23 protein-coding genes are annotated in these 23,673 nt (G+C 68.2%); 22 read left to right on the plus strand and 1 reads right to left on the minus strand.

Annotated features, from left to right (window positions below):
• The 15 genes from IEX05_RS03430 (at window position 1) to IEX05_RS03500 (ending at window position 16,299) form a co-directional block, all read left to right on the plus strand.
• Window positions 1–1,083: a UDP-N-acetylglucosamine--N-acetylmuramyl-(pentapeptide) pyrophosphoryl-undecaprenol N-acetylglucosamine transferase gene (locus IEX05_RS03430; protein ID WP_188699997.1), complete on the plus strand. Its 1,083-nt coding sequence runs from the start codon at window positions 1–3 to the stop codon at window positions 1,081–1,083.
• Entirely contained in the window at window positions 1,080–2,468 is a 1,389-nt protein-coding gene (gene murC, locus IEX05_RS03435) for a UDP-N-acetylmuramate--L-alanine ligase (RefSeq protein WP_188699998.1), read from the plus strand. Before IEX05_RS03430 ends, murC begins: the two co-directional genes overlap by 4 nt.
• Before the next feature lie 3 nt (window positions 2,469–2,471).
• The gene (locus IEX05_RS03440) at window positions 2,472–3,494 is read left to right on the plus strand and encodes a cell division protein FtsQ/DivIB (RefSeq protein WP_188699999.1); all 1,023 of its coding nucleotides are present in this window, start codon (window positions 2,472–2,474) and stop codon (window positions 3,492–3,494) included.
• Window positions 3,495–3,665: 171 nt separating this feature from the next.
• Window positions 3,666–4,823, plus strand: a complete 1,158-nt coding sequence (gene ftsZ / locus IEX05_RS03445; RefSeq protein ID WP_188700000.1) for a cell division protein FtsZ — start codon at window positions 3,666–3,668, stop codon at window positions 4,821–4,823.
• Window positions 4,823–5,497 carry a YggS family pyridoxal phosphate-dependent enzyme gene (locus IEX05_RS03450; RefSeq protein ID WP_188700001.1) on the plus strand — a complete coding sequence of 225 codons (675 nt, stop codon included), beginning with the start codon at window positions 4,823–4,825 and terminating at the stop codon, window positions 5,495–5,497. The genes ftsZ and IEX05_RS03450 overlap by 1 nt, the downstream gene beginning before the upstream one ends.
• A gap of 37 nt (window positions 5,498–5,534) precedes the next feature.
• Window positions 5,535–6,017 carry a cell division protein SepF gene (locus IEX05_RS03455; protein WP_188700002.1) on the plus strand — a complete coding sequence of 161 codons (483 nt, stop codon included), beginning with the start codon at window positions 5,535–5,537 and terminating at the stop codon, window positions 6,015–6,017.
• A 71-nt stretch (window positions 6,018–6,088) separates the two neighbouring features.
• A complete protein-coding gene (locus tag IEX05_RS03460; RefSeq protein ID WP_188700003.1) occupies window positions 6,089–6,394 on the plus strand; it encodes a YggT family protein in 306 nt (101 codons plus the stop codon).
• Between the two features lie 38 nt (window positions 6,395–6,432).
• Window positions 6,433–7,026 (plus strand): DivIVA domain-containing protein, encoded by a 594-nt coding sequence (locus IEX05_RS03465; protein WP_188700004.1) that lies wholly within the window; start codon window positions 6,433–6,435, stop codon window positions 7,024–7,026.
• A gap of 11 nt (window positions 7,027–7,037) precedes the next feature.
• On the plus strand, window positions 7,038–7,598 hold the full coding sequence (gene lspA / locus IEX05_RS03470) for a signal peptidase II (RefSeq protein ID WP_229661105.1): 561 nt from the start codon (window positions 7,038–7,040) through the stop codon (window positions 7,596–7,598).
• Window positions 7,591–8,520 carry an RluA family pseudouridine synthase gene (locus IEX05_RS03475; protein ID WP_188700005.1) on the plus strand — a complete coding sequence of 310 codons (930 nt, stop codon included), beginning with the start codon at window positions 7,591–7,593 and terminating at the stop codon, window positions 8,518–8,520. Before lspA ends, IEX05_RS03475 begins: the two co-directional genes overlap by 8 nt.
• 57 nt (window positions 8,521–8,577) lie before the next feature.
• Window positions 8,578–12,090 (plus strand): DNA polymerase III subunit alpha, encoded by a 3,513-nt coding sequence (gene dnaE / locus IEX05_RS03480; protein WP_188700006.1) that lies wholly within the window; start codon window positions 8,578–8,580, stop codon window positions 12,088–12,090.
• Between the two features lie 74 nt (window positions 12,091–12,164).
• A complete protein-coding gene (locus IEX05_RS15195) occupies window positions 12,165–13,379 on the plus strand; it encodes a hypothetical protein (RefSeq protein WP_229661106.1) in 1,215 nt (404 codons plus the stop codon).
• A gap of 101 nt (window positions 13,380–13,480) precedes the next feature.
• Window positions 13,481–14,782, plus strand: coding sequence for a histidinol dehydrogenase (gene hisD, locus IEX05_RS03490; protein WP_188700386.1), 1,302 nt, complete (start codon window positions 13,481–13,483; stop codon window positions 14,780–14,782).
• A 34-nt stretch (window positions 14,783–14,816) separates the two neighbouring features.
• Window positions 14,817–15,278, plus strand: coding sequence for a transcriptional regulator NrdR (gene nrdR, locus IEX05_RS03495; protein WP_188700007.1), 462 nt, complete (start codon window positions 14,817–14,819; stop codon window positions 15,276–15,278).
• 7 nt (window positions 15,279–15,285) lie between these two features.
• Window positions 15,286–16,299, plus strand: coding sequence for a quinone-dependent dihydroorotate dehydrogenase (locus IEX05_RS03500; protein ID WP_188700387.1), 1,014 nt, complete (start codon window positions 15,286–15,288; stop codon window positions 16,297–16,299).
• A gap of 50 nt (window positions 16,300–16,349) precedes the next feature.
• Here the strand turns inward: IEX05_RS03500 and IEX05_RS03505 are convergent, their stop codons facing one another.
• Window positions 16,350–16,913: a DUF3043 domain-containing protein gene (locus IEX05_RS03505; RefSeq protein WP_188700008.1), complete on the minus strand. Its 564-nt coding sequence runs from the start codon at window positions 16,911–16,913 to the stop codon at window positions 16,350–16,352.
• Between the two features lie 48 nt (window positions 16,914–16,961).
• Between IEX05_RS03505 and IEX05_RS03510 the strand changes: the two genes are divergently transcribed.
• The 7 genes from IEX05_RS03510 (at window position 16,962) to IEX05_RS03540 (ending at window position 23,492) form a co-directional block, all read left to right on the plus strand.
• Window positions 16,962–18,395: a dipeptidase gene (locus IEX05_RS03510; protein ID WP_229661107.1), complete on the plus strand. Its 1,434-nt coding sequence runs from the start codon at window positions 16,962–16,964 to the stop codon at window positions 18,393–18,395.
• Window positions 18,396–18,444: 49 nt separating this feature from the next.
• Window positions 18,445–18,810 (plus strand): iron-sulfur cluster insertion protein ErpA, encoded by a 366-nt coding sequence (gene erpA, locus IEX05_RS03515; protein ID WP_188700009.1) that lies wholly within the window; start codon window positions 18,445–18,447, stop codon window positions 18,808–18,810.
• A 161-nt stretch (window positions 18,811–18,971) separates the two neighbouring features.
• The gene (ctaC, locus tag IEX05_RS03520; protein ID WP_188700010.1) at window positions 18,972–19,883 is read left to right on the plus strand and encodes an aa3-type cytochrome oxidase subunit II; all 912 of its coding nucleotides are present in this window, start codon (window positions 18,972–18,974) and stop codon (window positions 19,881–19,883) included.
• Window positions 19,884–19,885: 2 nt separating this feature from the next.
• Window positions 19,886–21,604, plus strand: a complete 1,719-nt coding sequence (gene ctaD, locus IEX05_RS03525) for an aa3-type cytochrome oxidase subunit I (RefSeq protein ID WP_188700011.1) — start codon at window positions 19,886–19,888, stop codon at window positions 21,602–21,604.
• Entirely contained in the window at window positions 21,605–22,030 is a 426-nt protein-coding gene (locus IEX05_RS03530) for a cytochrome c oxidase subunit 4 (protein WP_188700012.1), read from the plus strand.
• 92 nt (window positions 22,031–22,122) lie between these two features.
• Window positions 22,123–22,458 (plus strand): DUF6804 family protein, encoded by a 336-nt coding sequence (locus IEX05_RS03535; RefSeq protein ID WP_188700013.1) that lies wholly within the window; start codon window positions 22,123–22,125, stop codon window positions 22,456–22,458.
• Between the two features lie 134 nt (window positions 22,459–22,592).
• The gene (locus tag IEX05_RS03540; protein WP_188700014.1) at window positions 22,593–23,492 is read left to right on the plus strand and encodes a cation diffusion facilitator family transporter; all 900 of its coding nucleotides are present in this window, start codon (window positions 22,593–22,595) and stop codon (window positions 23,490–23,492) included.
• Window positions 23,493–23,673 lie beyond the last annotated feature (181 nt).

Below are 23,673 nucleotides of genomic sequence, written 5' to 3' on the forward strand. Positions count from 1 at the left end.
GTGACGACCTACCTTCTCGCCGGCGGGGGAACCGCCGGACACGTGAACCCCATGCTCGCGGTCGCCGATGGACTGCGCGCTCGGAACCCGGAGGATACGGTGCTCATCCTCGGCACGGCCGAGGGCCTCGAATCCCGCCTCGTTCCCGAGCGGGGGTACGAGCTGCTGGTCGTGCCGAAGGTTCCCTTCCCGCGCAAGCCGAACGCGGCCGCGCTGCGCTTCCCCGCGCGCTACTCCGCCGCCGTGAAGACCGTGCGCGGATACATCCGCGATCGCGGCGTCGATGTCGTCCTCGGCGTCGGCGGATACGCCTCGGCGCCCGCCTACTCGGCGGCGAAGAAGGAGCGCATCCCCGCCGTCGTGCACGAGGCGAACGCGCGGCCCGGTCTCGCGAACGTCCTGGGCGCGCGCTCGGCCGCCGCGGTCGGCGTCGCCTTCGAGGGCACGCCGCTGCGACGCGGCGAGGTCGTCGGCATGCCGTTGAGGCCCGAGATCGTCGGCCTCGATCGCCCGGCCCTGCGCGCGGAGGCGGCGCGCTTCTTCGGCCTGGATCCGGAGCGGCCCGTGCTTCTCGTCTTCGGCGGGTCGCTCGGAGCGCGGCGCATCAACGCCACGCTCGCCGACTCCTGGCGCGCGATCGCCGATGCCGGCTGGCAGATCCTGCACGCCACGGGGGAGAAGAACGACACCCCGGACTCCGGCGACGCACGATACGTCACCGTGCCCTATCTCGACCGCATGGACCTCGCCTTCGCGCTGGCGGACCTGATCGTCGCGCGCTCGGGCGCATCCACCGTGTCCGAGGTGTCCGCGCTGGGGATCCCCGCCATCTATGTGCCCTACCCCGTCGGGAACGGCGAGCAACGCTTCAACGCCGCCGCCGCCGTGGACGCGGGCGCTGCCCGCATCGTCGACGATGCCGATTTCACGGGCGACTACGTGCGCGCCACGCTCGTGCCGCTGCTGAACGACCACGCCGCCATCGCGGCGATGACGTCCGCCGCCGAGGGCGTCGGCACGCGCCGAGGCACCGAGAACGTGATGGCGCACCTCGACCGCGCACTCAAGGAGAACCGCCGATGATCGCCCCCGACCTGACCGTTCCGATTCCCGACGAGATCCGCGCCGTGCACTTCATCGGCATCGGCGGATCCGGCATCTCGGGCCTCGCCCGGATGTTTCTGGACGCGGGGATCCCGGTGTCCGGATCCGACCGCGCGGAGAGCCAGAACACGCGGGATCTCGCCGCTCTCGGGGCGCGCGTGTTCATCGGCCACGACGACGCCAACCTCGACGCCGTCGAGGGCCTCGACACCGTCGTCTACACGGGCGCGATCTGGCCCGAGAACCCCGAGTTCCTCGCGGCGAAGGAACGCGGCCTCGCCGTGCTGCACCGCTCCCAGGCGCTGAAGTACCTCATCGATTCCCGGCGCCTCGTCTCCGTCGCGGGCGCGCACGGCAAGACCACCTCGACGGGAATGATCGTCTCCGCGCTCGCAGAGCTCGGCGCCGACCCGAGCTTCGTCAACGGCGGCGTCATCCAGCAGTACGGCGTCTCGAGCCGGGCCGGCCGCGACGATCTCTTCGTCATCGAGGCCGACGAATCGGACGGCACCTTCCTCATCTACGAGACGTCGATCGCGCTCATCACGAACGTCGACGCCGACCACCTCGACCACTACGGTTCGCACGAGGCGTTCGACGACGCGTTCGTGACCTTCGCCGATGCCGCGCGCGAGGCGGTCGTGATCTCCTCCGATGATCCCGGGGCGCGGCGCGTCGCCGCGCGTCTGGCGCACCCGAACGTCGTGAGCTTCGGTCTCGCGGAGGGCGCCGACGTGCGCCTCGTGGAGGAAGCCGGATCCGCCTGGCTGGTGCGCGGCGACGAGCGCGCGCCGCTCGAGCTCTCGGTACCCGGCCAGCACAACCGCATTAACGCGGCGGGGGCGGTGGCCGTGCTCGTCGCCCTCGGCCACGACTTCGTCTCCGCGACGCGAGCGGTCGCGAGCTTCGGCGGCACGGTGCGCCGTTTCGAGCTGCACGGCTCGCGGCGCGGCGTGCGCGTCTACGACGACTACGCACACCACCCCACGGAGGTCGCCGCCGCACTCGCCGCGGCACGCTCGGTCGTGGGAACGGGGCGCATCATCGCTCTGCATCAGCCGCACACCTATTCGCGCACGAAGCTCATGGCCGACGACTTCGCGCGCGTGCTCGAGGAGTACGCCGACCACTCGGTCGTGCTCGACGTCTACGGTGCGCGCGAGGACCCGATCCCCGGTGTGACCGGCGAGCTCGTCGAGAAGGGGTTTTCGGATCCGCGCAACGTCTCCTACGTGCCGGACTGGCAGGCGGCGGCCGAGCGCGCCGCGGAGGTTGCGAACGACGGCGACTTCATCATCACCCTCGGCTGCGGCAACGTCTACCAGATCATCCCGCAGGTGCTCGACGCCCTGCAGCCGGAGTAAACCGTGAAGCGCCCCGGACCGCTTCCTCCGCAGCCTTCCCGCAGGCCGGATCCCCTCGAGGATCCGGTCGTCGAGGAGGACGCACAGGGCCCGCGCGGGCGCGGCCGGGGCGGGGCGCTGCTCACGTTCGGCCGACGGAAGTCGAGAAACGAGCCGTCGGAGGAGTTCGCCGCCGAGACGAAGACCGAGACGGAGCCCGACGCAGCCGCCGACGGCGCCGCACGACCCGACGACGCCGTGCCCGGCGCCCGGCGCGGGGAGCGGCAGCTCTCGGAGTGGCGGGCGCGCCGGCGTCAGCGACGCGCCGAGCGGGCCGAGGTGCGCCGCTTCACCGAGAGGATGCGGCGTCGTCGTGCGGCGTGGATCGGATCCGTGGGTGCGGTGGTGCTTCTGGCGGTCGGAACGATCGGCGCGGCGTACAGCCCGCTCTTCGCCGTGCAGACGATCGAGGTGCAGGGCGCTTCGACGCTCGATCCGCAGCGCGTGCAGGACGCACTGAGTCAGCAGGCCGGGCGCGCCTTGCCGCTCGTGGACCGCGATGAGATCCGCGCGAAGCTCACGTCGTTCCCGGAGATCGAGACCTACTCGGTGCAGTCGCGGCCGCCCCACACCCTCGTGGTGACGATCGTCGAACGCACGCCGGTGGCCGCCGTGGCGACCGACGCGGGATTCACGACGGTCGATGCCGCCGGCGTCGCGCTCGCGACGAGCGAGGAGCAGCCGGAGGGGCTGCCGCTCGCCGAGGTCGAGGCCGGACTGGATTCCGACGCCTTCGCGGCGGTCGGACAGGTACTCCGCGCGCTGCCGGACGAGCTCCGCGCCCGCGTGCTTCGGATCACGGCGACGAGCCGCGAGGACGTGAGCTTCGAGCTGACCGACGGCGATGGGGTCCGGGTGATCTGGGGGAGCCCGGGCGATACCGCCGAGAAGGTGAGGGTTCTCACCTCGGCCTTTGCGGCGACGCCGCCCGACACCGTGTCGAGTTACGACGTGTCATCGTCGGGCGTGCTCGTCGTCACCGAGTGACGCGACACGACATTTTCTTCCGACACGCCACGGCGCGCCACGGCCATCTTGCGCCGTCGTGCACGTAGCGTCAGTACGAGCAAATTCCATGCCGATGAATACTTTAACCTTCTTGTTGAACTTGAAGGTTCACCGTTTCGGCACAGCCCAGGTTCCGTCTATGGAGGCAGCATGAGCCAGAACCAGAACTACCTCGCCGTCATCAAGGTGGTCGGTGTCGGTGGCGGCGGCGTCAACGCCGTCAACCGCATGATCGAGCTCGGGCTGCGTGGCGTCGAGTTCATCGCGATCAACACCGACGCGCAGGCGCTGCTCATGAGCGAGGCCGACGTCAAGCTGGATGTCGGACGCGACCTCACCCGCGGCCTCGGTGCCGGCGCCGACCCCGAGGTGGGGCGCCGCGCGGCAGAGGACCACCAGGAGGAGATCGAGCAGGCGCTCGCCGGCGCCGATATGGTGTTCGTCACGGCGGGAGAGGGCGGTGGCACCGGAACGGGCGGCGCGCCCGTCGTCGCGCGCATCGCCAAGTCGATCGGTGCCCTCACGATCGGTGTCGTCACGAAGCCGTTCTCCTTCGAAGGCCGCCGCCGCCAGCAGCAGGCCGAGCTGGGCGTGGCGACGCTCAAGGAGGAGGTCGACACGCTGATCGTCGTGCCGAACGACCGCCTGCTCGAGATCAGCGACCGCGGCATCTCGATGGTCGAGGCCTTCGCGACCGCCGACCAGGTCCTCCTCGCCGGTGTTCAGGGCATCACCGACCTGATCACGACCCCCGGCCTGATCAACCTCGACTTCGCCGACGTCAAGAGCGTGATGCAGGGCGCCGGTAGCGCGCTCATGGGCATCGGATCCGCCCGCGGCGCCGATCGTGCCATCAAGGCGGCCGAGCTCGCCGTCGAGTCGCCGCTCCTGGAGGCGTCCATCGAGGGCGCGCACGGTGTGCTGCTCTCGATCCAGGGTGGTTCGAACCTCGGCATCTTCGAGATCAACGACGCGGCCCGCCTCGTGCAGGAGGCCGCTCACCCCGAGGCGAACATCATCTTCGGAACGGTCATCGACGACACGCTGGGCGACGAGGTGCGCGTCACGGTCGTCGCGGCAGGTTTCGACGGCGGAGAGCCGCAGCCCCGCGTCGAGGTGCCGACCTTCCCCGCGCGCAACGAGCCGGTGGCGAGGCCCTCGCTCCCGGGAGATTTCGCGACGGAGAAGGCGCCCGAGCTGCCCGCGCAGGTCTCGGTGCCCCCGGTGACGACGGCGCCCGCGCTCAACGAGTCGAGCGGATTCGACGACGACGAGGATGGCATCGACATCCCGGAGTTCCTGAAGTAATGACGCTCGCATCCCGTCTCGCCGAGGTCGACGAACGCATCGCGGATGCCGCGCGTGCCGCCGGCCGCGACGCAAACGGGATCACGCGCATCGTCGTGACGAAGTTTCACCCCGCCGCGCTCGTTCGGGAGCTCTACGCTCTCGGGGTGCGCGAGGTGGGCGAGAACCGTGCGCAGGAACTCGTCGCGAAGCGGGCTGAACTCGCCGGGCTCGACGGGCTGAGGTGGAACTTCATCGGTCAACTCCAGTCGAAGAAGGCGCGCGCCGTGAGCGGTGCGGCGGACGCGATCCACTCGGTCGATCGCATCAAACTCGTCGATTCGCTGGGATCCGTGGGGGAGGACGAGCTCGATGTGCTCGTGCAGGTGAACCTCACGGACGACGCGGGTCGTGGCGGTGTCGAGCCCGCCGGGCTCGAGGCGCTCGCGGAGCGCATCGAATCCGAGGGATCACTGCGGCTCCGGGGGGTGATGGCGGTTGCCCCGCTCGGGGAGCCGGCTGCGCCGGCGTTCGAGCGGCTCGCCGGCTACGCCGAGAGAGTCCGCGCCATTTCTCCCGATGCGAACTGGATCTCCGCGGGGATGTCGCACGACTTCGCGGACGCGATCATTCACGGTGCGACACACCTGCGAATCGGGAGCGCAATCACCGGTCCCAGACCGATGCAGGTTTAGCCTTCACACAAGACGAGCATTCAACCCGGAGGACGCCATGGGCAACCCGCTGAAGAAGACGATGGTCTATCTCGGGCTCGCTGACGAAGAGGAATTCGTCGACGAGCGATACGAGGACGCCCCCGTCCACAACACCGCACCGCACCGCGAGACGCATCGCGAGGAGGCCCACGATGAAGAGAAGACTGCTCCCGTGACGCCGCTGCGTCGCCCCGCGGTGGTGCGTCAGCCCGCCGCCGATGCGGTCAACGAAATCGTCACGGTCCACCCCAAGCAGTACCGCGACGCGCAGACCATCGCCGAGCAGTACCGCGACGGTCTGCCGGTGATCATCAACGTCTCGCAGATGTCCGACGCCGACGCGCGTCGCCTCATCGACTTCGCGAGCGGGCTCGTCATGGGCCTGTACGGCCGGATCGAGCGCGTCACGAGCAAGGTCTTTCTGCTGACTCCCGAGAACATCGCCGTATCGGGCGACGGCGGCATCGCCCCCGCGGACGACGCCTCGTTCGCCGGCTGAGGCGGATGCGCTCGTCGGGCCCGGTGTGCCGTTTCGGCCTCGCCGGGCCCTTTCGCGTAGGCTGACATCTTGTGGCTGTCATCGGATTCGTCGCAGTTGTCCTGCACGTACTGCTCTCGCTCTACGTGTTGCTGCTCTTCGCGCGAGTGATCCTCGACTTCATCCCGATGTTCAACCGGGAATGGCGGCCCCGGGGAGTGGCGCTGGTTCTCTGCGAGGCCGTCTATACCGTGACGGATCCGCCCCTGAAGTACCTGCGCCGCCATCTGCAACCCATTCGCCTCGGACCGATCGCGATCGACCTCGCGTTTCCGCTCACGATGATCTGCTGTTTCATCGCGCTGTCGATCCTCCGAGCTATCGCTATCGTGTTCTGAAGTATCATGATCTCACCATCGAAAGAGGGGGCCACACCATGGCACTGACGCCGGAAGACGTCGTTACCAAGCAGTTCCAGCACGTCCGCTTCAAGGAGGGGTTCGACCCCGACGAGGTCGACGACTTCCTGGACGAGATCGTTGTCGAGTGGCGTAAGACGATCGAAGAGAACGAGCAGCTGAAGGCTCGCATCGCCGAGCTCGAGAGCGGCGCTCCCGCCGCGGCTGCCGCACCGGCTCCCGAGGCGGCGCCCGTCGCCGCACCCGCGGAGACGGCAGCGCCTGCCGCCGAGTCCGGCGTGTCTGCCACCGCTTCGAACGCCGCCGGCATCATCGCCCGCGCCGAGCGCCTGCACGACGAGCACGTTGCCGAGGGCCAGGCCCGGGCGAAGAAGCTCGTGGACGACGCCGAGGCGAAGGCCGCGGGCATCGTCGCCGCCGCCGAGGCGAAGCAGCGTGAGATCTCGCAGAAGCTCGACACCGAGCGCAAGAGCCTCGAGGGGCGCATCACGGAGCTGCGCCAGTTCGAGCGCGACTACCGTCAGCAGCTGCGCGGTTACTTCGAGCAGAAGCTCGCCGATCTGAACGCGCCGGAGTCGGGCACCCAGTCCGCCTCGACCGTCGGTCTCTGAGTTCACCTCGCGTGACGGGACATCGACTCTACTCTGCGCCGGCGGCCGGTGCCACGATCGCGTCTCTCGCGATCCTGGTGCTGGCCGCCGACCAGTTGAGCAAGTTCTTCGTCCTGCGCCACCTTACGGAGCGCGAGACGGTCACGGTCGTCGGCGATCTGCTGCAATGGCACCTGGTGTTCAACCCGGGCGCGGCATTCTCGATGGGCGAGGGCATGACGTGGGTGTTCACGATCGTGATGGCGCTCGTCGCGGCCGCCATCGTGTACCTCGCGATCACCCGGATCCGGTCTCGGGCCTGGAGCATCGTGCTGGGGCTCGTGCTCGGCGGCGTGCTCGGCAACCTCACGGATCGACTCTTCCGTGACCCGGGGTTCGCCGTCGGCCACGTCGTCGACTTCATCCTCACGCCGTGGATGTGGTTCTGGACCAGGCCGGCGATCTATAACGTCGCGGACATGTTCATTGTCTGCGGCATGATCGCGGTCGCGGTGCTGGTGCTGATCGGTCTGAACTTCGACGGCACGCGCGGTGCGAAGAAAGCCGAGGTCGAGGAGCGCGGCGATGAGTGAATCGCGCCGCATCCCCGTTCCCGATGGCCTCGAGGGGAGCCGCGTCGACGCGGCCCTCGCGAAGATGCTCGGTTTCTCGCGCACCTTCGCCGCCGAGCTGGCGTCCGCGGGTGGAGTGCGGATCGACGGACGCGCCGCGGGCAAGTCCGATCGCGTCTCGGCGGGAGCCTGGCTCGATGTCGAGTGGACGGCGAAGATCGAGCCACAGGTCGTACCCGTCGACGTGCCGGGCCTCGGCATCGTGCACGAAGACGATCACATCGTGGTCATCGACAAGCCCGCCGGTGTGGCGGCTCACCCCTCGATGGGCTGGAACGGTCCCACGGTGCCCGGCGCGTTGCTCGCCGCGGGCGTCGAGATCTCCACCTCGGGTGCCGCCGAGCGGCAGGGGATCGTGCACCGGCTCGACGTGGGCACGAGCGGCCTCATGGCGGTCGCCAAGAGCGAGCATGCCTACACGGTGCTCAAGCGGGCCTTCAAGGACCGCGGGGTCGAGAAGATCTACCACGCCATCGTCCAGGGCCACCCGGATCCCTTCTCGGGAACGATCGATGCCCCGATCGGCAGGCACACGAGCCACTCCTGGAAGTTCGCCGTCACCCCCGACGGCAAAGACTCGATCACCCACTACGATACGCTCGAGGCGTTCCCGCGCGCGACCCTCGTCGAGGTGCACCTGGAGACCGGTCGCACGCACCAGATCCGCGTGCACATGGCCGCGCACCGGCATCCGCTCGTGGGCGATCCGCTCTACGGATCCGACCCGACGCTCGCGGAACGGCTGGGGCTGAACCGGCAGTGGCTTCACGCCCACCGGCTCGCCTTCGAGCATCCGGCGACGGGGGAGTGGGTGTCGTTCGAATCGGCCTACCCGGACGACCTGCAACACGCCTACGAACTGCTGGAGGACGGGCTGTTCTAGCCGCCGTTCTGAGCGATTGCGGAGTTGGATGTCGTGGGTCCAAATTAGACTGGACTCATGGCATCCGACTCCTTCGTGCACCTTCACGTCCACTCCGAGTACTCGATGCTGGACGGGGCCGCGAAGCTCGCTGAGATGACGAAGGCGGCGGCCGAGATGGGCATGCCGGCGATCGCGGTGACGGACCACGGCAACAACTACGCGTCGTTCGAGTTCTACAAGGCGGCCAAGGCCGAGGGAATCAAGCCGATCATCGGGCTCGAGGCCTATCTCACCCCCGGCACCCATCGCACCGACAAGACGCGAGTGGCCTGGGGAACGGCAGAGCAGAAGCGCGACGACGTCTCCGGATCCGGTGCCTACACCCATGCGACGATGTGGGCCGAGACGACGCAGGGCATGCACAACCTGTTCCGGCTCAGCTCGCTCGCGAGCATCGAGGGCTACTACTTCAAGCCCCGCATGGACCGCGAGCTCCTGCAGAAGTATGCCAAGGGCATCATCGCCACCACCGGCTGCCCTTCGGGCGAGATTCAGACGAGGCTCCGCCTGGGCCAGTACGAGGCGGCGCGCGAGGCCGCGGCGGAGTTCCAGGACATCTTCGGCAGGGACAACTACTTCTGCGAGCTCATGGATCACGGGCTCGATATCGAGCGCCGCGTCCGCGACGACCTCGTGAAGATCGCGAAGGACCTGGGGATCCCGTTCGTCGCGACGAACGACTCGCACTACACCCACCAGCACGACGCGAGCGCGCACGAGGCGCTGCTGTGCGTGCAGTCGGGCTCGACCCTCGACGACCCGAACCGCTTCAAGTTCGACGGCGACGGCTACTACATCAAGACCGCCGCCGAGATGCGGCACATGTTCCGCGACGTCGAGGGCGCCTGCGACAACACGCTCCTCATCGCCGAGCGATGCAACGTCGAGTTCGACACGAGCGCGAACTACATGCCGCGCTTCCCCGTGCCGGAGGGCGAGACCGAGGAGAGCTGGTTCATCAAGGAGGTCGAGCGCGGCCTCCACTACCGCTACCCGAACGGCATCCCGCAGGAAGTTCGCGAGCGAGCCGAATACGAGATCGGGATCATCACGCAGATGAAGTTCCCCGGGTACTTCCTCGTCGTCGCCGACTTCATCAACTGGTCGAAGAACAACGGCATCCGCGTGGGCCCGGGTCGAGGCTCCGGTGCGGGCTCGATGGTCGCCTACGCCATGCGCATCACCGACCTCGACCCCATCCCTCACGGCCTCATCTTCGAGCGCTTCCTCAACCCCGACCGCGTCTCGATGCCCGACTTCGACGTCGACTTCGACGACCGTCGCCGCGGCGAGGTCATCGACTACGTGACGGAGAAGTACGGCGACGCCCGCGTCGCGCAGATCGTCACTTACGGCACGATCAAGTCGAAGCAGGCACTGAAGGACGCGGGCCGCGTGCTCGGCTTCCCGTTCAGCATGGGCGAGAAGCTCACGAAGGCGATGCCGCCGGCCGTGATGGGCAAGGACATGCCGCTCGGCGGCATGTTCGACCCGGAGCACGCGCGCTACAAGGAGGCGAGCGAGTTCCGCGCGACGATCGAGTCGGATCCGGAGGCCCGCACCGTCTTCGACCGCGCCGTCGGCCTCGAGGGCCTCAAGCGCCAGTGGGGCGTGCACGCGGCGGGTGTGATCATGTCGAGCGACCCGCTGATCGACATCATCCCGATCATGAAGCGCGAGCAGGACGGCCAGATCGTCACACAGTTCGACTATCCCGCCTGCGAATCGCTCGGCCTCATCAAGATGGACTTCCTGGGGCTCCGCAACCTCACGATCATCTCGGACGCGCTGGACAACATCCGCACGAACCGGGGTGTCGAGCTCGATCTCGAGCAGCTGAGCCTCGATGACCGCAAGGCGTACGAGCTGCTCTCCCGCGGCGACACCCTCGGCGTCTTCCAGCTCGACGGCGGGCCGATGCGCTCGCTTCTGCGCCTCATGAAGCCCGACAACTTCGAGGACATCTCGGCCGTCATCGCGCTGTACCGACCGGGCCCGATGGGCGCGAACTCGCACACGAACTACGCCCTGCGCAAGAACGGTGAGCAGCCGATCACGCCGATCCATCCCGAGCTCGAGGAACCGTTGAAGGATATCCTCGACACGAGCTACGGCCTCATCATCTACCAGGAGCAGGTGATGGCGATCGCCCAGCGCGTCGCCGGCTTCTCTCTCGGCCAGGCAGACATTCTGCGCCGCGCCATGGGTAAGAAGAAGAAGTCCGAGCTCGATAAGCAGTACGAGGGCTTCCACCAGGGCATGGTCGACCGCGGCTTCGGCGAGGGCGCCATCAAGGCGCTGTGGGACATCCTGCTTCCGTTCTCGGACTACGCCTTCAACAAGGCGCACTCCGCGGCGTACGGCGTCGTGTCCTATTGGACGGCCTATCTCAAGGCGCACTATCCCGCCGAGTACATGGCGGCCCTGCTGACGAGCGTCGGCGACTCCCGCGACAAGCTCGCGCTGTACCTCAACGAGTGCCGCCGCATGGGAATCAAGGTGCTCCCGCCCGACGTGAGCGAATCGATCGAGTACTTCGCGGCCGTGGGGGAGGACATCCGCTTCGGCCTCGGCGCGATCCGCAACGTCGGCCACAACGTCGTCGAGGGCATCATCGCCGCGCGCGAGGACGGTCCTTACAAGGGCTTCCACGACTTCCTCGACCGGGTGCCGGCCCACGTGACGAACAAACGCACCGTCGAGTCGCTGGCCAAGGCCGGGGCATTCGATTCGATGGGGCACACCCGCCGCGCGCTCGTCGAGATCCACGAAAGCGCCGTCGAGCAGGCCGTCGCCGACAAGCGCAAGGCCGCCAACGGCGAGGTCGGCTTCGACTTCGACGCTCTCTTCGGTGAGGAGGAGCAGAACTCGAAGGTTCCGGATCGGCCGGAATGGACCAAGAAGGACAAGCTCGCGTTCGAGCGCGACATGCTCGGCCTGTACGTGTCCGACCATCCGCTTGCGGGTCTCGAGGTGCCGCTCGCGAAGCACCGCACCGTGACGATCAACGACCTCATCAACGCCGAAGACCTCGAAGACGGCATGCAGGTCACGATCGCGGGCCTGGTCACGACGGCTCAGCACCGGGTCGCGAAGTCGAGCGGCAACCCCTACGGCATGATCACGATCGAAGACTTCGAGGCCGAGGTCACCGTGATGTTCATGGGCAAGACCTACCAGGAGTTCCAACCGATCCTCGTGCAGGATTCGATCCTCGTCGTGCGGGGGCGCGTCTCGAAGCGCGACGATGGCCTCAACATCCATGCCCAGGGAGCCTTCTCGCCCGATATTGCCGACTTCGACGAGTCCGGCCCGCTCACGCTGCTGCTGCCCGAGCAGCGCGCCACCGAGCGCACCGTCGGGGACCTCGCGGATGTCCTGCGCCGGCACGAGGGCGACACGGAGGTGCGCCTGAAGATGCACCGCGGGCGCCAGGCGAAGGTCTTCGAGGTGCCCCTTCCCGTGAAGGTGTCGGCCGAGCTCTTCGGCGACCTGAAGGCGCTCCTCGGACCGCAGTGCCTCGCGTGATGCGACGCGGGTCGTCGGGCGCTTAGGATCAGAGCAGGTGCGGATTTCCGCACGACAGGGAGAGGAACGCACACGTGACAGACCAGAACGCACCCTACTCCGGACCGGACGCGCAGAGCGCGCCCCGTTTCATCGAGCAGGCGTCGGCCGCATCCACCCCGACCGTCACCCCGCAGCAGGGGATCGGGCCGTACACGATCCGCGAGTGGATCGTGATCGGCGCCGCGGTGCTGTTGCTCCTGCTGTCCTTCTTCTCTCGTGCGCAGAGCTCGACCTTCATCGGCTACAGCCCGGTCTGGACGCTCGGTATCGCGTGGCTCCCCGCCGTCGTGCTGCCGGTGATCGCGGCGGCGCTCATCGCGGTTCGTCGCACCAATAGCGTGCGCAACTTCGGCTCCCTGAGCATCGACCAGTTCGCGTCCGTCACCTTCGTCGGTGCCACGATCACGTGGATCCACATCGCCGTGACGCTCGGCTCGCTGGCGAGCTGGGTCACCTGGGTGGCCATCGTCGTCTCGTTGGCCGGGGTCTTCTTCACGATCTTCGCGCGATTCGTCGCGCCCTTCTCGGATGACTTCACCGGCCGCGAGGAGGTTCCCGCGCACGCCGCCGCACGACCCGCTCGCCCCGTGATCCAGGCGCCGCGTCCCGCGGCTCCCACCGCATCGCACCAGCCCGCTGCTCAGACCGCGGCCTTCGGCGCGCCCGCGTCGCAGCAGCACGATCCGTTCCGCGCGCCCGAGCACACCGACCCGTTCGCGTCGACCGCGACGGGCGGGATCGACCGCTTCGCACCTCCCTCGATGGAGCGAGCCGACGCGACGCCCACCGCGACCGCGGATCCCTCGGCGGCGGAAGCCGACGGCACCTCCGCGCCCGAGGCTTCGGCGGCGTCCGCCGCGGACACCGACGCGAGCACCGCGGTCGATGGGGAAGCGACGACCGCGGAACCGCCGCTGGCGGAGCCCGCCTCGGACGACGCTCTCAGCGGCCGTGACGAGGCGGTCGCGCAGCCCGAGCCGCGCGCCGAGGCGACGCATGCGGAGGTGACGCATGCGGAGGCGACGCATGCAGAGACGGCGGCACAGGCCGCCGCCGGCCAGCAACCCTTCTGGGCGCTCGTGCCGGAGGAGCGCGACGTCCACGACTTCGAGGGGCGCCCCATCTACAAGATCGGCCCCACCGCCTGGGCCCTCGTCCTCGAGGACCGCGGCACCTACTTCGTCATGCGCCACGACGACGGACGGATCGGCTACCTTCACAACGTCGCCGGCGTCACCCGCGGCTGAGGCCCGGCGCGTGCCGCGCGGCGGCGTCGGTCCTCGACGTTCGCCGCGCGTCCGCGCGCCCGGCGGCCGCATATCCACCCCGTATCCTTGAGAGCATGACTATGCGCACGATCGATCTTCGCGGTCGGGATCTGACCGCCGCCGAGCTGCTCGCCGCCGTGCCGCGGGCGACCGAGGCGCGAGCGGCCGCACTGGAGGCCGCTGCCGAGATCGTTCACGCCGTCGCGCACGAGGGCGAGGCGGCGCTGCGCGAGCAGGCCGAGCGATTCGACCGGGTGACCGGGCACGACATCCGTGTGCCGCAAACGCACATCGATGAAGCCGTCGAGTCGCTGGCGCCCGAGGTGCGGTCGGCGCTCGACGAGGCGATTGCTCGCGTTCGCGAGGGATCTGCGGCGCAGGTCCCGGATCCGCGGGTCACGGAGCCGGCACCCGGCGCGCGCATCTCGCAGCGGTGGCAGCCCGTCGGTCGAGCCGGCGTCTACGTGCCCGGCGGCAAGGCGGTGTACCCCTCGAGCGTCGTCATGAACGTCGTCCCGGCGCAGGTCGCGGGTGTGCCGAGCATCGCCCTCTGCTCGCCGCCCCAGGCGGACTTCGGCGGACGGATCCACCCGACGATCCTCGCCGTCGCGGGCCTTCTGGGCGTGACGGAGGTCTACGCGATCGGCGGCGCCGGAGCGATCGGCGCCCTCGCGCACGGCGTCGAGGGTCTCGGCCTCGACCCCGTCGACCTCGTCACGGGTCCCGGCAACAACTTCGTCGCCTCTGCCAAGCGCGTCGTCGCCGGGCTCGTCGGCACCGACTCGGAGGCGGGAGCCACCGAGATCCTCATCGCCGCCGACGACACCGCCGATGCACGGCTGATCGCCTACGACCTCATCAGCCAGGCCGAGCACGACGAGCAGGCCTCGGCGGTGCTCGTGACGACGTCGCCCGACGTCGCGGACCGCGTCGCGGCAGAGGTCGCGGATCTCGCGCCGCGGACGCGCCACGCGGATCGCGTCGCCGCCGCCCTCGCGGGCGAACAATCGGCGATCGTGCTGGTCGATGACGCCGAAGCGATGGCCCGCTTCAGCAACGCCTACGGCCCGGAGCACCTCGAGCTCCACCTCGCCGACGCGCGTGCCGCGGCGGACGACTACACGAACGCCGGTGCCCTGTTCATCGGATCCGCCACGCCCGTGAGCCTCGGCGACTACATGGCGGGAAGCAACCACGTGCTGCCGACCGGCGGTCAGTCGCGCTACGCGTCGGGACTCGGTGCGTACACATTCCTCCGGCCCCAGCAGGTCGTGGAGTACGACCGCGACGCGCTCGCGCTCGTGGCCGACCGCATCGTCGCCCTCGCCGCGTCGGAGTCGTTGCCCGCCCACGGCGAGGCGGTCACGGCTCGTTTCGCGTAGGCCTCGCACCCCGACCGGATAGGATGGCACGGTTATGCACTGCCCGTTCTGCCGCCATCCCGACTCGCGCGTGATCGATTCGCGCACCTCCGACGACGGCCTCTCGATCCGCAGGCGCCGCCAGTGCCCGAAGTGCAATGGGCGCTTCTCCACGGTCGAGACCGCGAGCCTGAGCGTCGTGAAGCGGTCCGGCGCCGTCGAGCCGTTCTCGCGCGACAAGGTCATCGTCGGCGCGCGCAAGGCCTGCCAGGGGCGACCGGTGACCGACGGGGACCTGGCCGTGCTCGCGCAGCGCGTCGAGGAGGCCCTGCGCCAGACCGGCCAGAGCACCTTTGAGGCGAACGACATCGGCCTGGCAATCCTCGACCCGCTGCGAGATCTCGACGAGGTCGCGTATCTCCGGTTCGCGAGCGTGTATCGCGCCTTCGAGTCGCTCGAGGACTTCGAGGCCGCCATCGCGGATCTCCGCGCCGACCGTCATCCGAGTGAGGACTGATCCCGTGATCTATGACCTGCTGTTCCGCAACGTGCTCAAGCGCATGGATCCCGAGTTCGCCCACCACGCGGGCATGCTGGTGATTCGCGCGTCGGGATCCGCGCCGATCGCGCCGATCGTTCGCTCGTTCACGAAGCCGGATCCGTCGCTCGCGGTGAGCACGCTCGGCCTGACCTTCCCGACTCCGTTCGGCATCGCGGCGGGCTTCGACAAGAACGCCGTCGGGGTGCGCGGCCTCGAGGCGCTCGGCTTCGGGCATGTCGAGATCGGCACCGTCACGGCGATTCCGCAGCCGGGAAACCCCAAACCGCGCTTGTTCCGCCTGGTGGCCGACCGCGGGCTCGTGAACCGGATGGGCTTCAACAACCGCGGCGCGGCCGCCGCGGCGCGTCGCATCGCCCGCCTCCGCCGCGGGGGAGCCGTCGTCGGGGCCAACATCGGCAAGAGCCGCGTGGTGGACGTCGACAACGCGATTCCCGACTACGTCACGAGCGCCCGCGCCCTTGCCCCGCTCGCCGACTATCTCGCGGTCAACGTCTCATCGCCGAACACGCCGGGCCTTCGCGGACTGCAGGCCGTCGAGACGCTTCGCCCGCTCCTCGAGGCCGTTCGCGCCGCGGCCGGATCGACGCCCCTGCTCGTGAAGATCGCTCCCGACCTGCCCGACGAGGAGGTCACGGCGATCGCTCGCATGGCCGTCGACATCGGCCTCGACGGGCTCATCGCGACGAACACGACGATCTCGCGCGAGGGCTTGAAGACCAGCGCGGCGGAGGTCGAGGAGATGGGGGCGGGCGGCGTCTCCGGCCCGCCCGTCAAGGTTCGCTCCCTCGAGGTGCTGACGCTCGTGCGGGCCGAGGTTCCCGATCCCGAGTTCTGTGTAATCTCCGTCGGCGGCGTCGAGACGGCGGCCGACGTGCGCGAGCGCCTCGACGCGGGCGCCACCCTCGTCCAGGGCTACACCGGATTCATCTATCGGGGCCCGCTATGGGCCCGCCAGATCAACCGCGCGCTCGCCTGAGCAGACGACGAAGGCCGCTCCCGGGGGAGCGGCCTTCGTCGTCTGCTGAGTCAGAGCTGGGGGTAGTTGCCGCGCTTGACCTGCGGCTTCGGCATGCGCATGAAGCGCATCTGCACCGAGCGCATCGCCGCATACCAGCCGAGGCCCTTCTCGCGGCCATCGCCCCACTTTTCGGCGGCCTTCTTCTTGACGCGGTTCGACAGCAGGATCATGTCGATGATCGCAAAGATGATGTAGATCCACAGCGCCGCGAAGGCCCAGATTTGCATGAACGCGATGGGGAGCACGCTCGCGATGAGCACGAGGATCATCATCGGCATGAGGAACTCCGCGAGGTGCCACCCCGCGTCCGTCCAGTCGCGTGCGAAGCGGCGCTGCGGCCCCCTGTCGCGCGGTCCGAGGTAGCGCTCCTCACCGTTCTGCAGACCGATCTGGGCGCGCTCGCGCCGCGCCCGCATCTCGGCGCGCGCCGCCTTCTTCGCCTCCTTGGTAGTGGCGACGAGGGGGCGGATGCGCTTCGCCTCCTGCTCGGCGCGCGTCGGCGTCGGGCGGCCCTTGCCGACCTTCGGAGCGTCGTCGCGCTGCTCGTCGGCGGGGGAGGAGTTCTTGGCCATCGTTAACCTCTGGTCGGGAAAGGAGGGGATCCACCTAAGATTACCCGCATGACTTCTATGGCACCTGACGAGCGCCTTCCCGAGCCCGACCACACCCTCCTCGAGGCGGTCGCGGGCGGATTCCCCGCCGCGATCGACGATCTCGGATCCCTCGTGCGGATCCCCGGCATTGCGTGGCCGGCCTTCGACCAGACGCAGCTGGAACGCAGCGCGGAGCGCGTCGCGGAGCTCGCGCGCGGCACGGGCCTCTTCGACGAGGTGCGCGTAGAGCGCGCGCCCGTCGCCGACGGTGACGGATCCGAGCTGGGCCAGCCCGCCGTCCTCGGCCTTCGTGCGGCGAAGCCCGGGTTCCCCACCGTGATGCTCTACGCGCACCACGACGTGCAGCCGCCGGGATCCGACGAGCTCTGGGACACGCCGCCGTTCGAGCCCACGGTGCGCGACGGCCGTATTTACGCGCGCGGCGCCGCGGACGACAAGGCCGGAATCATGACGCACATCGCGTCGCTGCGCGCGCTCGCGGAGGCGGTCGGTTCCGACGATCTCGGCATCGGTATCGTGCTCTTCGTCGAGGGGGAGGAGGAGTTCGGTTCGCGGTCCTTCGTGCCGTTCCTCGACGCGCACCTCGAGGACATGCGCTCGGACGTCATCGTCGTCGCCGACTCGGGCAACCTCGACGAGCGCACACCCGCCGTCACCGTGTCGCTCCGAGGCAACGTGACCTTCCACCTCACGGTCACGACCCTCGACCACGCCTCCCACTCCGGCATGTTCGGGGGAGCGGTGCCGGACGCCAACATGGCGGCCATCAGGCTGCTGTCCACCCTCTGGGCTGACGACGGATCGGTGGCGGTTGCGGGCCTCGCCGCCTACGAGGGCGCCACGCCGGAGTACCGCGAGGCGCAGCTCCGAGACGAGACGGGCCTGCTCGACGGCGTGTCACCGGTGGGTGACGGCGAGATCCTGGGGCGGATCTGGAACAAGCCGTCCATCACCGTGACGGGGGCCAGCATGACGCCGGTCGCGGCCGCCAGCAACACCCTCGCCCCGTCGGTCACCTTCGTGGTGAGCTGCCGCGTCGCACCCGGACAGTCGTCCTCCGAGGCATACGCCGCGCTCGAGGCGCACCTACGTGCGCACGCGCCGTTCGGCGCACGGCTCGAGTTCAGTGATGTCGATCTCGGGGACAGCGTGCTCGTCGACACCGCGGGATGGGCGATCACCGAACTGCGCGGGGCGCTCGAGGACGGTTACGGCGTTGCCGCCGTCGATTACGGCGTGGGCGGCTCCATCCCGTTCATCTCTGACCTCGTCCGGAAGTTCGAGGGAGCGCAGGTCCTCGTGACGGGCGTCGAGGATCCGCACTCGCGCGCGCACAGCCCGAACGAGTCGCTGCACATCGACACGTTCCGCAACGCGATCCGTTCGGAGGCGCTGCTGCTCGCGCGAATGAACCGCGCCGATCACAGCCAGGCCGCGTAGAATCGAACCACGCCGCCGTGAGCGGAAACCTTTCTGAGAGGAGATCAGCATGACGGATGCGACGCTGACTGCACCGGAGACCGACCGCGCCCACGGCGTGAGCCTCACCGACGCCGCTGCGGCGAAGGTGAAGAGCCTTCTCGAGCAGGAGGGCCGCGACGACCTTCGTCTGCGCGTTGCCGTTCAGCCGGGCGGATGCTCGGGTCTCATTTACCAGCTCTACTTCGACGAGCGCTACCTCGACGGCGACGAGACCGTCGAGTTCGATGGTGTCGAGGTGATCGTCGACAACATGTCGGTGCCCTACCTCGACGGCGCGTCGATCGATTTCAAGGACACGATCTCGGAGCAGGGCTTCACGATCGACAACCCCAACGCGTCCGGTAGCTGCGCCTGCGGCGATAGCTTCCACTGATCAGACGCCGAAAACGCCCCGAGTGCAGTACGCACGAGGGGCGTTTTCGTGAGTACAGCCTTACTTCTTCTGCCTCCCGACCCGCTGAGAGCCTGGCATGAACCGCTTGTGCGCTTGCCATAGGATGGGAGCAGCCACTTCCATGTTCGAAAGGTGAATTCGTGCCGTCGAAACGCCGAATCCGCTGGGCCGCGGTCCCCGTGATCGCCGCGGCTGCTGCTGCCCTTGCCGGCTGCACCCCCACGGAGCTTCACGGGTACCTGCCTGGCTTTGACGAGTCCGGAACCCCCGCCACGAACCAGACGGAGCAACTTGCGTCGCTCTGGACCGGTTCGTGGATCGTCCTGCTGATCGTCGGCGTGATCACCTGGGGCCTCATGCTCTGGGCGATGGTCGTCTACCGCCGCCGCAAGGGTCAGACGGGTCTGCCGGTTCAGCTGCGCTACAACATGCCGATCGAGATCTTCTTCACCTCGGTGCCGATGATCCTCGTGGTCGGCCTGTTCGCGTTCACTGTTCGCGTGCAGAACGACGTCGAGAAGCCCTGGGCCGACGACGAGGTCGACGTGCACGTCACCGCGATCGCGAAGCAGTGGGCCTGGGACTTCCAGTACGACGAGGCGACCACCGGCGGTGAGACGGTCTACGACATGGGCGTGCAGGCTCAGCCTGCCGCGGACGGCTCGCTCGAGCGCGACGAACTGCCGACGCTCGTGCTCCCGGTTGACAAGAAGGTCACGATCGACCTCACCTCGCGCGACGTGATCCACTCGTTCTGGATCGTCGACTTCCTGTACAAGAAGGACATGTACATCGGCCACGACAACTCGTGGTCGTTCATCCCGACGCGCGAGGGCCACTACGAGGGCAAGTGCGCGGAGCTGTGCGGCGAGTACCACTCGGCGATGCTCTTCAACGTCGAGGTCGTGAGCGAGAGCGAGCACGAGCAGTACATCGCGGGTCTCGAGGCCGCCGGCCAGATCGGCGACGTGAACGAGGAATACAACCGTCTTCAGAACCTGCCCGGCACCGACGGTGTCGAGGCGGACGCTGAGACCGAGGAAGGACACTGAGCATGGCCGGTACCGCCTCTCCCGCGCCGCTTCCCCCGCGCCAGGCCGCTCTGCTGAGCGGATCCCGCACGGAGCAGAAGGGCAACGTGATCGTTCGGTGGATCACCTCCACCGACCACAAGACCATCGGGTACATGTACCTGATCGCATCGGTGCTGTTCTTCCTCATCGGTGGCGTGATGGCCCTGCTGATCCGCGCGGAGCTCTTCGCGCCGGGCATGCAGATCATCCCCACGAAGGAGCAGTACAACCAGCTCTTCACGATGCACGGCACCGTGATGCTGCTGATGTTCGCGACGCCCCTGTTCGCGGGCTTCGCCAACGCGATCCTGCCGCTGCAGATCGGTGCCCCGGATGTCGCGTTCCCGCGTCTGAACGCGTTCGCGCTGTGGCTGTTCATCTTCGGCTCGCTCATCGCGGTCGCCGGATTCCTCACCCCGCAGGGCGCCGCGTCGTTCGGCTGGTTCGCATACCAGCCGCTCGCAAACGCGTCGTTCTCGCCGGGAGTCGGCGGAAACCTCTGGATGGTCGGCCTCGGCATCAGCGGCTTCGGAACGATCTTCGGTGCGGTGAACTTCATCACGACGATCATCACCATGCGCGCCCCCGGTATGACGATGTGGCGCCTGCCGATCTTCTCCTGGAACACGCTCATCACCAGCCTGCTCATCCTGATCGCGTTCCCGGTTCTCGCCGCGGCGATGTTCGCGGCCGCCAGCGACCGTATCTTCCACTCGCACGTCTATGACCCCGCCAACGGCGGTGTCCTGCTGTGGCAGCACCTGTTCTGGTTCTTCGGTCACCCCGAGGTGTACATCATCGCGCTGCCGTTCTTCGGCATCGTCTCGGAGATCTTCCCGGTCTTCAGCCGTAAGCCGATCTTCGGTTACAAGACCCTCGTGTACGCGACCATTGCCATCGCCGCGCTGTCGGTGTCGGTCTGGGCGCACCACATGTACGTCACGGGCGCGGTCCTACTGCCGTTCTTCTCCCTGATGACGATGCTCATCGCCGTTCCGACGGGTGTGAAGATCTTCAACTGGATCGGCACGATGTGGCGCGGTTCGCTGACCTTCGAGACGCCCATGCTGTTCTCGCTCGGCTTCCTGGTGTCCTTCGTCTTCGGTGGTCTGACCGGTGTCATCCTGTCGGTCCCGCCGCTCGACTTCCACCTCAGCGACTCGTACTTCGTCGTTGCGCACTTCCACTACGTCGTCTTCGGAACCGTCGTGTTCGCAATGTTCGCGGGCTTCTACTTCTGGTGGCCGAAGTGGACCGGCAAGATGCTCAACGAGCGTCTCGGCTACGTGCACTTCTGGATGCTCTTCATCGGCTTCCACATGACCTTCCTCATCCAGCACTGGCTGGGCGTCGACGGAATGGTGCGCCGCTACGCCGACTACGCGCCGTCTGACGGTTACACGTGGGGCAACGAGGTGTCGACCATCGGCTCGATGATCCTCGCCGCCTCGATGATCCCGTTCTTCCTCAACGTGTGGATTACCGCGCGCAAGGGCAAGAAGGTCACCGTCAACGACCCGTGGGGTTACGGTGGATCGCTCGAGTGGGCGACCAGCTGCCCGCCGCCGCGTCACAACTTCACGTCGATCCCGCGCATCCGTTCGGAGCGCCCCGCGTTCGACCTGAACCACCCCGAGTCGCTCGACGACTACGACCCGGGTCGTGTTCCGGAGCGCGTTCTCGAGGGAGAGGTCAAGTAAATGAAGTCTCAGATCGGCATCTGGTGGATGCTCACCGGCTTCTTCCTCCTGTGCTTCGGCGCATACACGGTGTGGAGCCTTCTCGACCCGAGCCACGGCCGGATCGAATGGATCGGCACGATCGCCCTGCTGTTCTCGGCCTTCATGGCCGGTCTCATCGCTTTCTTCGTCTCGCTGGCGCACAAGGGCCAGAAGGGCGTGGATCTGCCGGAGGACCGCCTCGACGCGGAGATCGACGACGCTGATCCCGAGCTCGGTCACTTCAGCCCGTGGTCGTGGTGGCCGCTCGTGCTCGCCGCCGCTCCCGCGGTCGGCATGATCGCGCTCGCAACCGCGCACTTCCTCATCCCGATTGCCGCCGGCCTCCTCGTGGTCGGTCTCATCGGATGGGTGTACGAGTACTACCGCGGCAACTTTGCCCGCTGAGCGCCCGTAACGAACGGCCCCGATCTTCGGATCGGGGCCGTTCGTCGTCTCCGCCCCGGCTTTCGCAAAGCCGCTGATGATGGAATAGGACTATGGCCTCGCGCGAACCCCAGACCCCCGCATTCCAACGCAACGCCTTTCTTCCGGGCATCCTCGCGGCGGCCGTGCTGTTTCTTGCACCGGTGATCCTGAAGACCGACTGGTCGGCGATCGTGCTCTACGTCGTGGCCATCGGTGCGCTCATCGTGGGGTGGTTCGGCGTGCAGGCGCGGCAATGGTGGTGGGGCATTGTGTTTCTCGCGATCGCGGTTCTGTGGAACCCCGTGTACCCGTTCGACTTCGATGGAACGGTCTGGACGGTGGCTCAGTTCGTCGCGGCGCTCGTCTTTCTCGCGGCCGGTGTCCTGATCAAGTCTCCGAGCGTATGATCGAAGCATCATGAGCGAAAACGCTCCCCGCCTCCGCACGGAGGCGGGGAGCGTTTTCGTTTCGATAACCGGGATCGTTACGGACATCACTGGTCTCGTGTGGAGAGGTCGGGCGGGCCGGAGAGGGGAGCGGCATGGGCGCGGGACATGACCACGGTGCGCGAGCAGGTTCGTCGCGGAGGCTTGCCGCCGTCTTCGCGCTGACCCTCGTCGTCTTTGTCGCGGAGGTCGTCGGCGCCATTGTCACCGGCAGCCTCGCACTCCTCGTCGACGCCGCCCACATGCTGACCGACGTCATCGGGCTCGGCATGGCGCTGACGGCGGCGCGGCTCGCGAACCGGGCCCCGACACAGCGTCTCACCTGGGGGCCGCGACGGGCGGAGGTGCTCGGTGCGCTCGCGCAGGCCGCACTGCTGCTCGGCGTGGGCGTCTTCGCCCTCGTAGAGGGCGTGAAGCGCCTCCTGGCGCCGCCGGAGCTCGCGCCCGGTGGTCTCCTCGTCTTCGGCGCTATCGGCCTTCTCGCGAACCTCGTCGGGCTGATGCTGCTCGCGGGCGAACGGGGGCGCAACCTCAACATGCGCGCGGCGTTCCTCGAGGTGCTGAACGACGCGCTCGGTTCCGTGGGCGTGATCGTGAGCGCGCTGCTCATCTGGGCATGGGGCTGGGACCGGGCCGACGCCGTTGTCGGGATCCTGATCGCCGCGCTGATCGTCCCTCGGACGCTCGTGTTGCTGCGCGCGTCGGGCCTTGTGCTTCTCGAGGCGACGCCCGCGGGGCTCGACCTCGGCGCGGTGCGTGCACACATCGAGGACATGCCGGGCGTCGTCGCCGTGCATGACCTGCACGCATCGAGTGTCTCGAGCGACCTGCCGGTCCTGACGGCGCACGTCGTGGTGGGGGAGGGGACCGACTACGGACGGCTGCTGGGCGAGCTGCAGCGCTGCGTGCACGAACACTTCGTGGTCTCGATCGAGCACTCGACCTTCCAGCTCGAGCCGGTCGGCCACCGCGACCCCGAGCCGCCGCACGCGTAACCGCTGTCGCGCCGCCCCTCCGCGCCGCCCCTCCGCCGCGCCACCCCTCCGCGCGATCCCTCGGCGCCGCACCCTCCGCGAGATCGCATCCTCTTCGCGAGGTCACACCCAGATCGATGCGATCTCGACAAATCGGTGCGATCTCGCGGGGAGGGAGCGCGGCACGCACCGCGCGCGACCC

Origin of the sequence: Microbacterium nanhaiense (assembly GCF_014646015.1) — a bacterium.
Taxonomy (GTDB): domain Bacteria; phylum Actinomycetota; class Actinomycetes; order Actinomycetales; family Microbacteriaceae; genus Microbacterium; species Microbacterium nanhaiense.

Excerpts from the sequence above, each read along its gene's own strand:
- murC (WP_188699998.1), top strand. The coding sequence starts at position 1,080 with ATGATCGCCCCCGACCTGACCGTTCCGATTCCCGACGAGATCCGCGCC.
- ftsZ (WP_188700000.1), top strand. The coding sequence starts at position 3,666 with ATGAGCCAGAACCAGAACTACCTCGCCGTCATCAAGGTGGTCGGTGTC.
- IEX05_RS03450 (WP_188700001.1), top strand. The coding sequence starts at position 4,823 with ATGACGCTCGCATCCCGTCTCGCCGAGGTCGACGAACGCATCGCGGAT.
- IEX05_RS03455 (WP_188700002.1), top strand. The coding sequence starts at position 5,535 with ATGGGCAACCCGCTGAAGAAGACGATGGTCTATCTCGGGCTCGCTGAC.
- IEX05_RS03465 (WP_188700004.1), top strand. The coding sequence starts at position 6,433 with ATGGCACTGACGCCGGAAGACGTCGTTACCAAGCAGTTCCAGCACGTC.
- IEX05_RS03475 (WP_188700005.1), top strand. The coding sequence starts at position 7,591 with ATGAGTGAATCGCGCCGCATCCCCGTTCCCGATGGCCTCGAGGGGAGC.
- dnaE (WP_188700006.1), top strand. The coding sequence starts at position 8,578 with ATGGCATCCGACTCCTTCGTGCACCTTCACGTCCACTCCGAGTACTCG.
- hisD (WP_188700386.1), top strand. The coding sequence starts at position 13,481 with ATGCGCACGATCGATCTTCGCGGTCGGGATCTGACCGCCGCCGAGCTG.
- nrdR (WP_188700007.1), top strand. The coding sequence starts at position 14,817 with ATGCACTGCCCGTTCTGCCGCCATCCCGACTCGCGCGTGATCGATTCG.
- IEX05_RS03505 (WP_188700008.1), bottom strand. The coding sequence starts at position 16,913 with ATGGCCAAGAACTCCTCCCCCGCCGACGAGCAGCGCGACGACGCTCCG.
- IEX05_RS03510 (WP_229661107.1), top strand. The coding sequence starts at position 16,962 with ATGACTTCTATGGCACCTGACGAGCGCCTTCCCGAGCCCGACCACACC.
- erpA (WP_188700009.1), top strand. The coding sequence starts at position 18,445 with ATGACGGATGCGACGCTGACTGCACCGGAGACCGACCGCGCCCACGGC.
- ctaD (WP_188700011.1), top strand. The coding sequence starts at position 19,886 with ATGGCCGGTACCGCCTCTCCCGCGCCGCTTCCCCCGCGCCAGGCCGCT.
- IEX05_RS03530 (WP_188700012.1), top strand. The coding sequence starts at position 21,605 with ATGAAGTCTCAGATCGGCATCTGGTGGATGCTCACCGGCTTCTTCCTC.
- IEX05_RS03535 (WP_188700013.1), top strand. The coding sequence starts at position 22,123 with ATGGCCTCGCGCGAACCCCAGACCCCCGCATTCCAACGCAACGCCTTT.
- IEX05_RS03540 (WP_188700014.1), top strand. The coding sequence starts at position 22,593 with ATGGGCGCGGGACATGACCACGGTGCGCGAGCAGGTTCGTCGCGGAGG.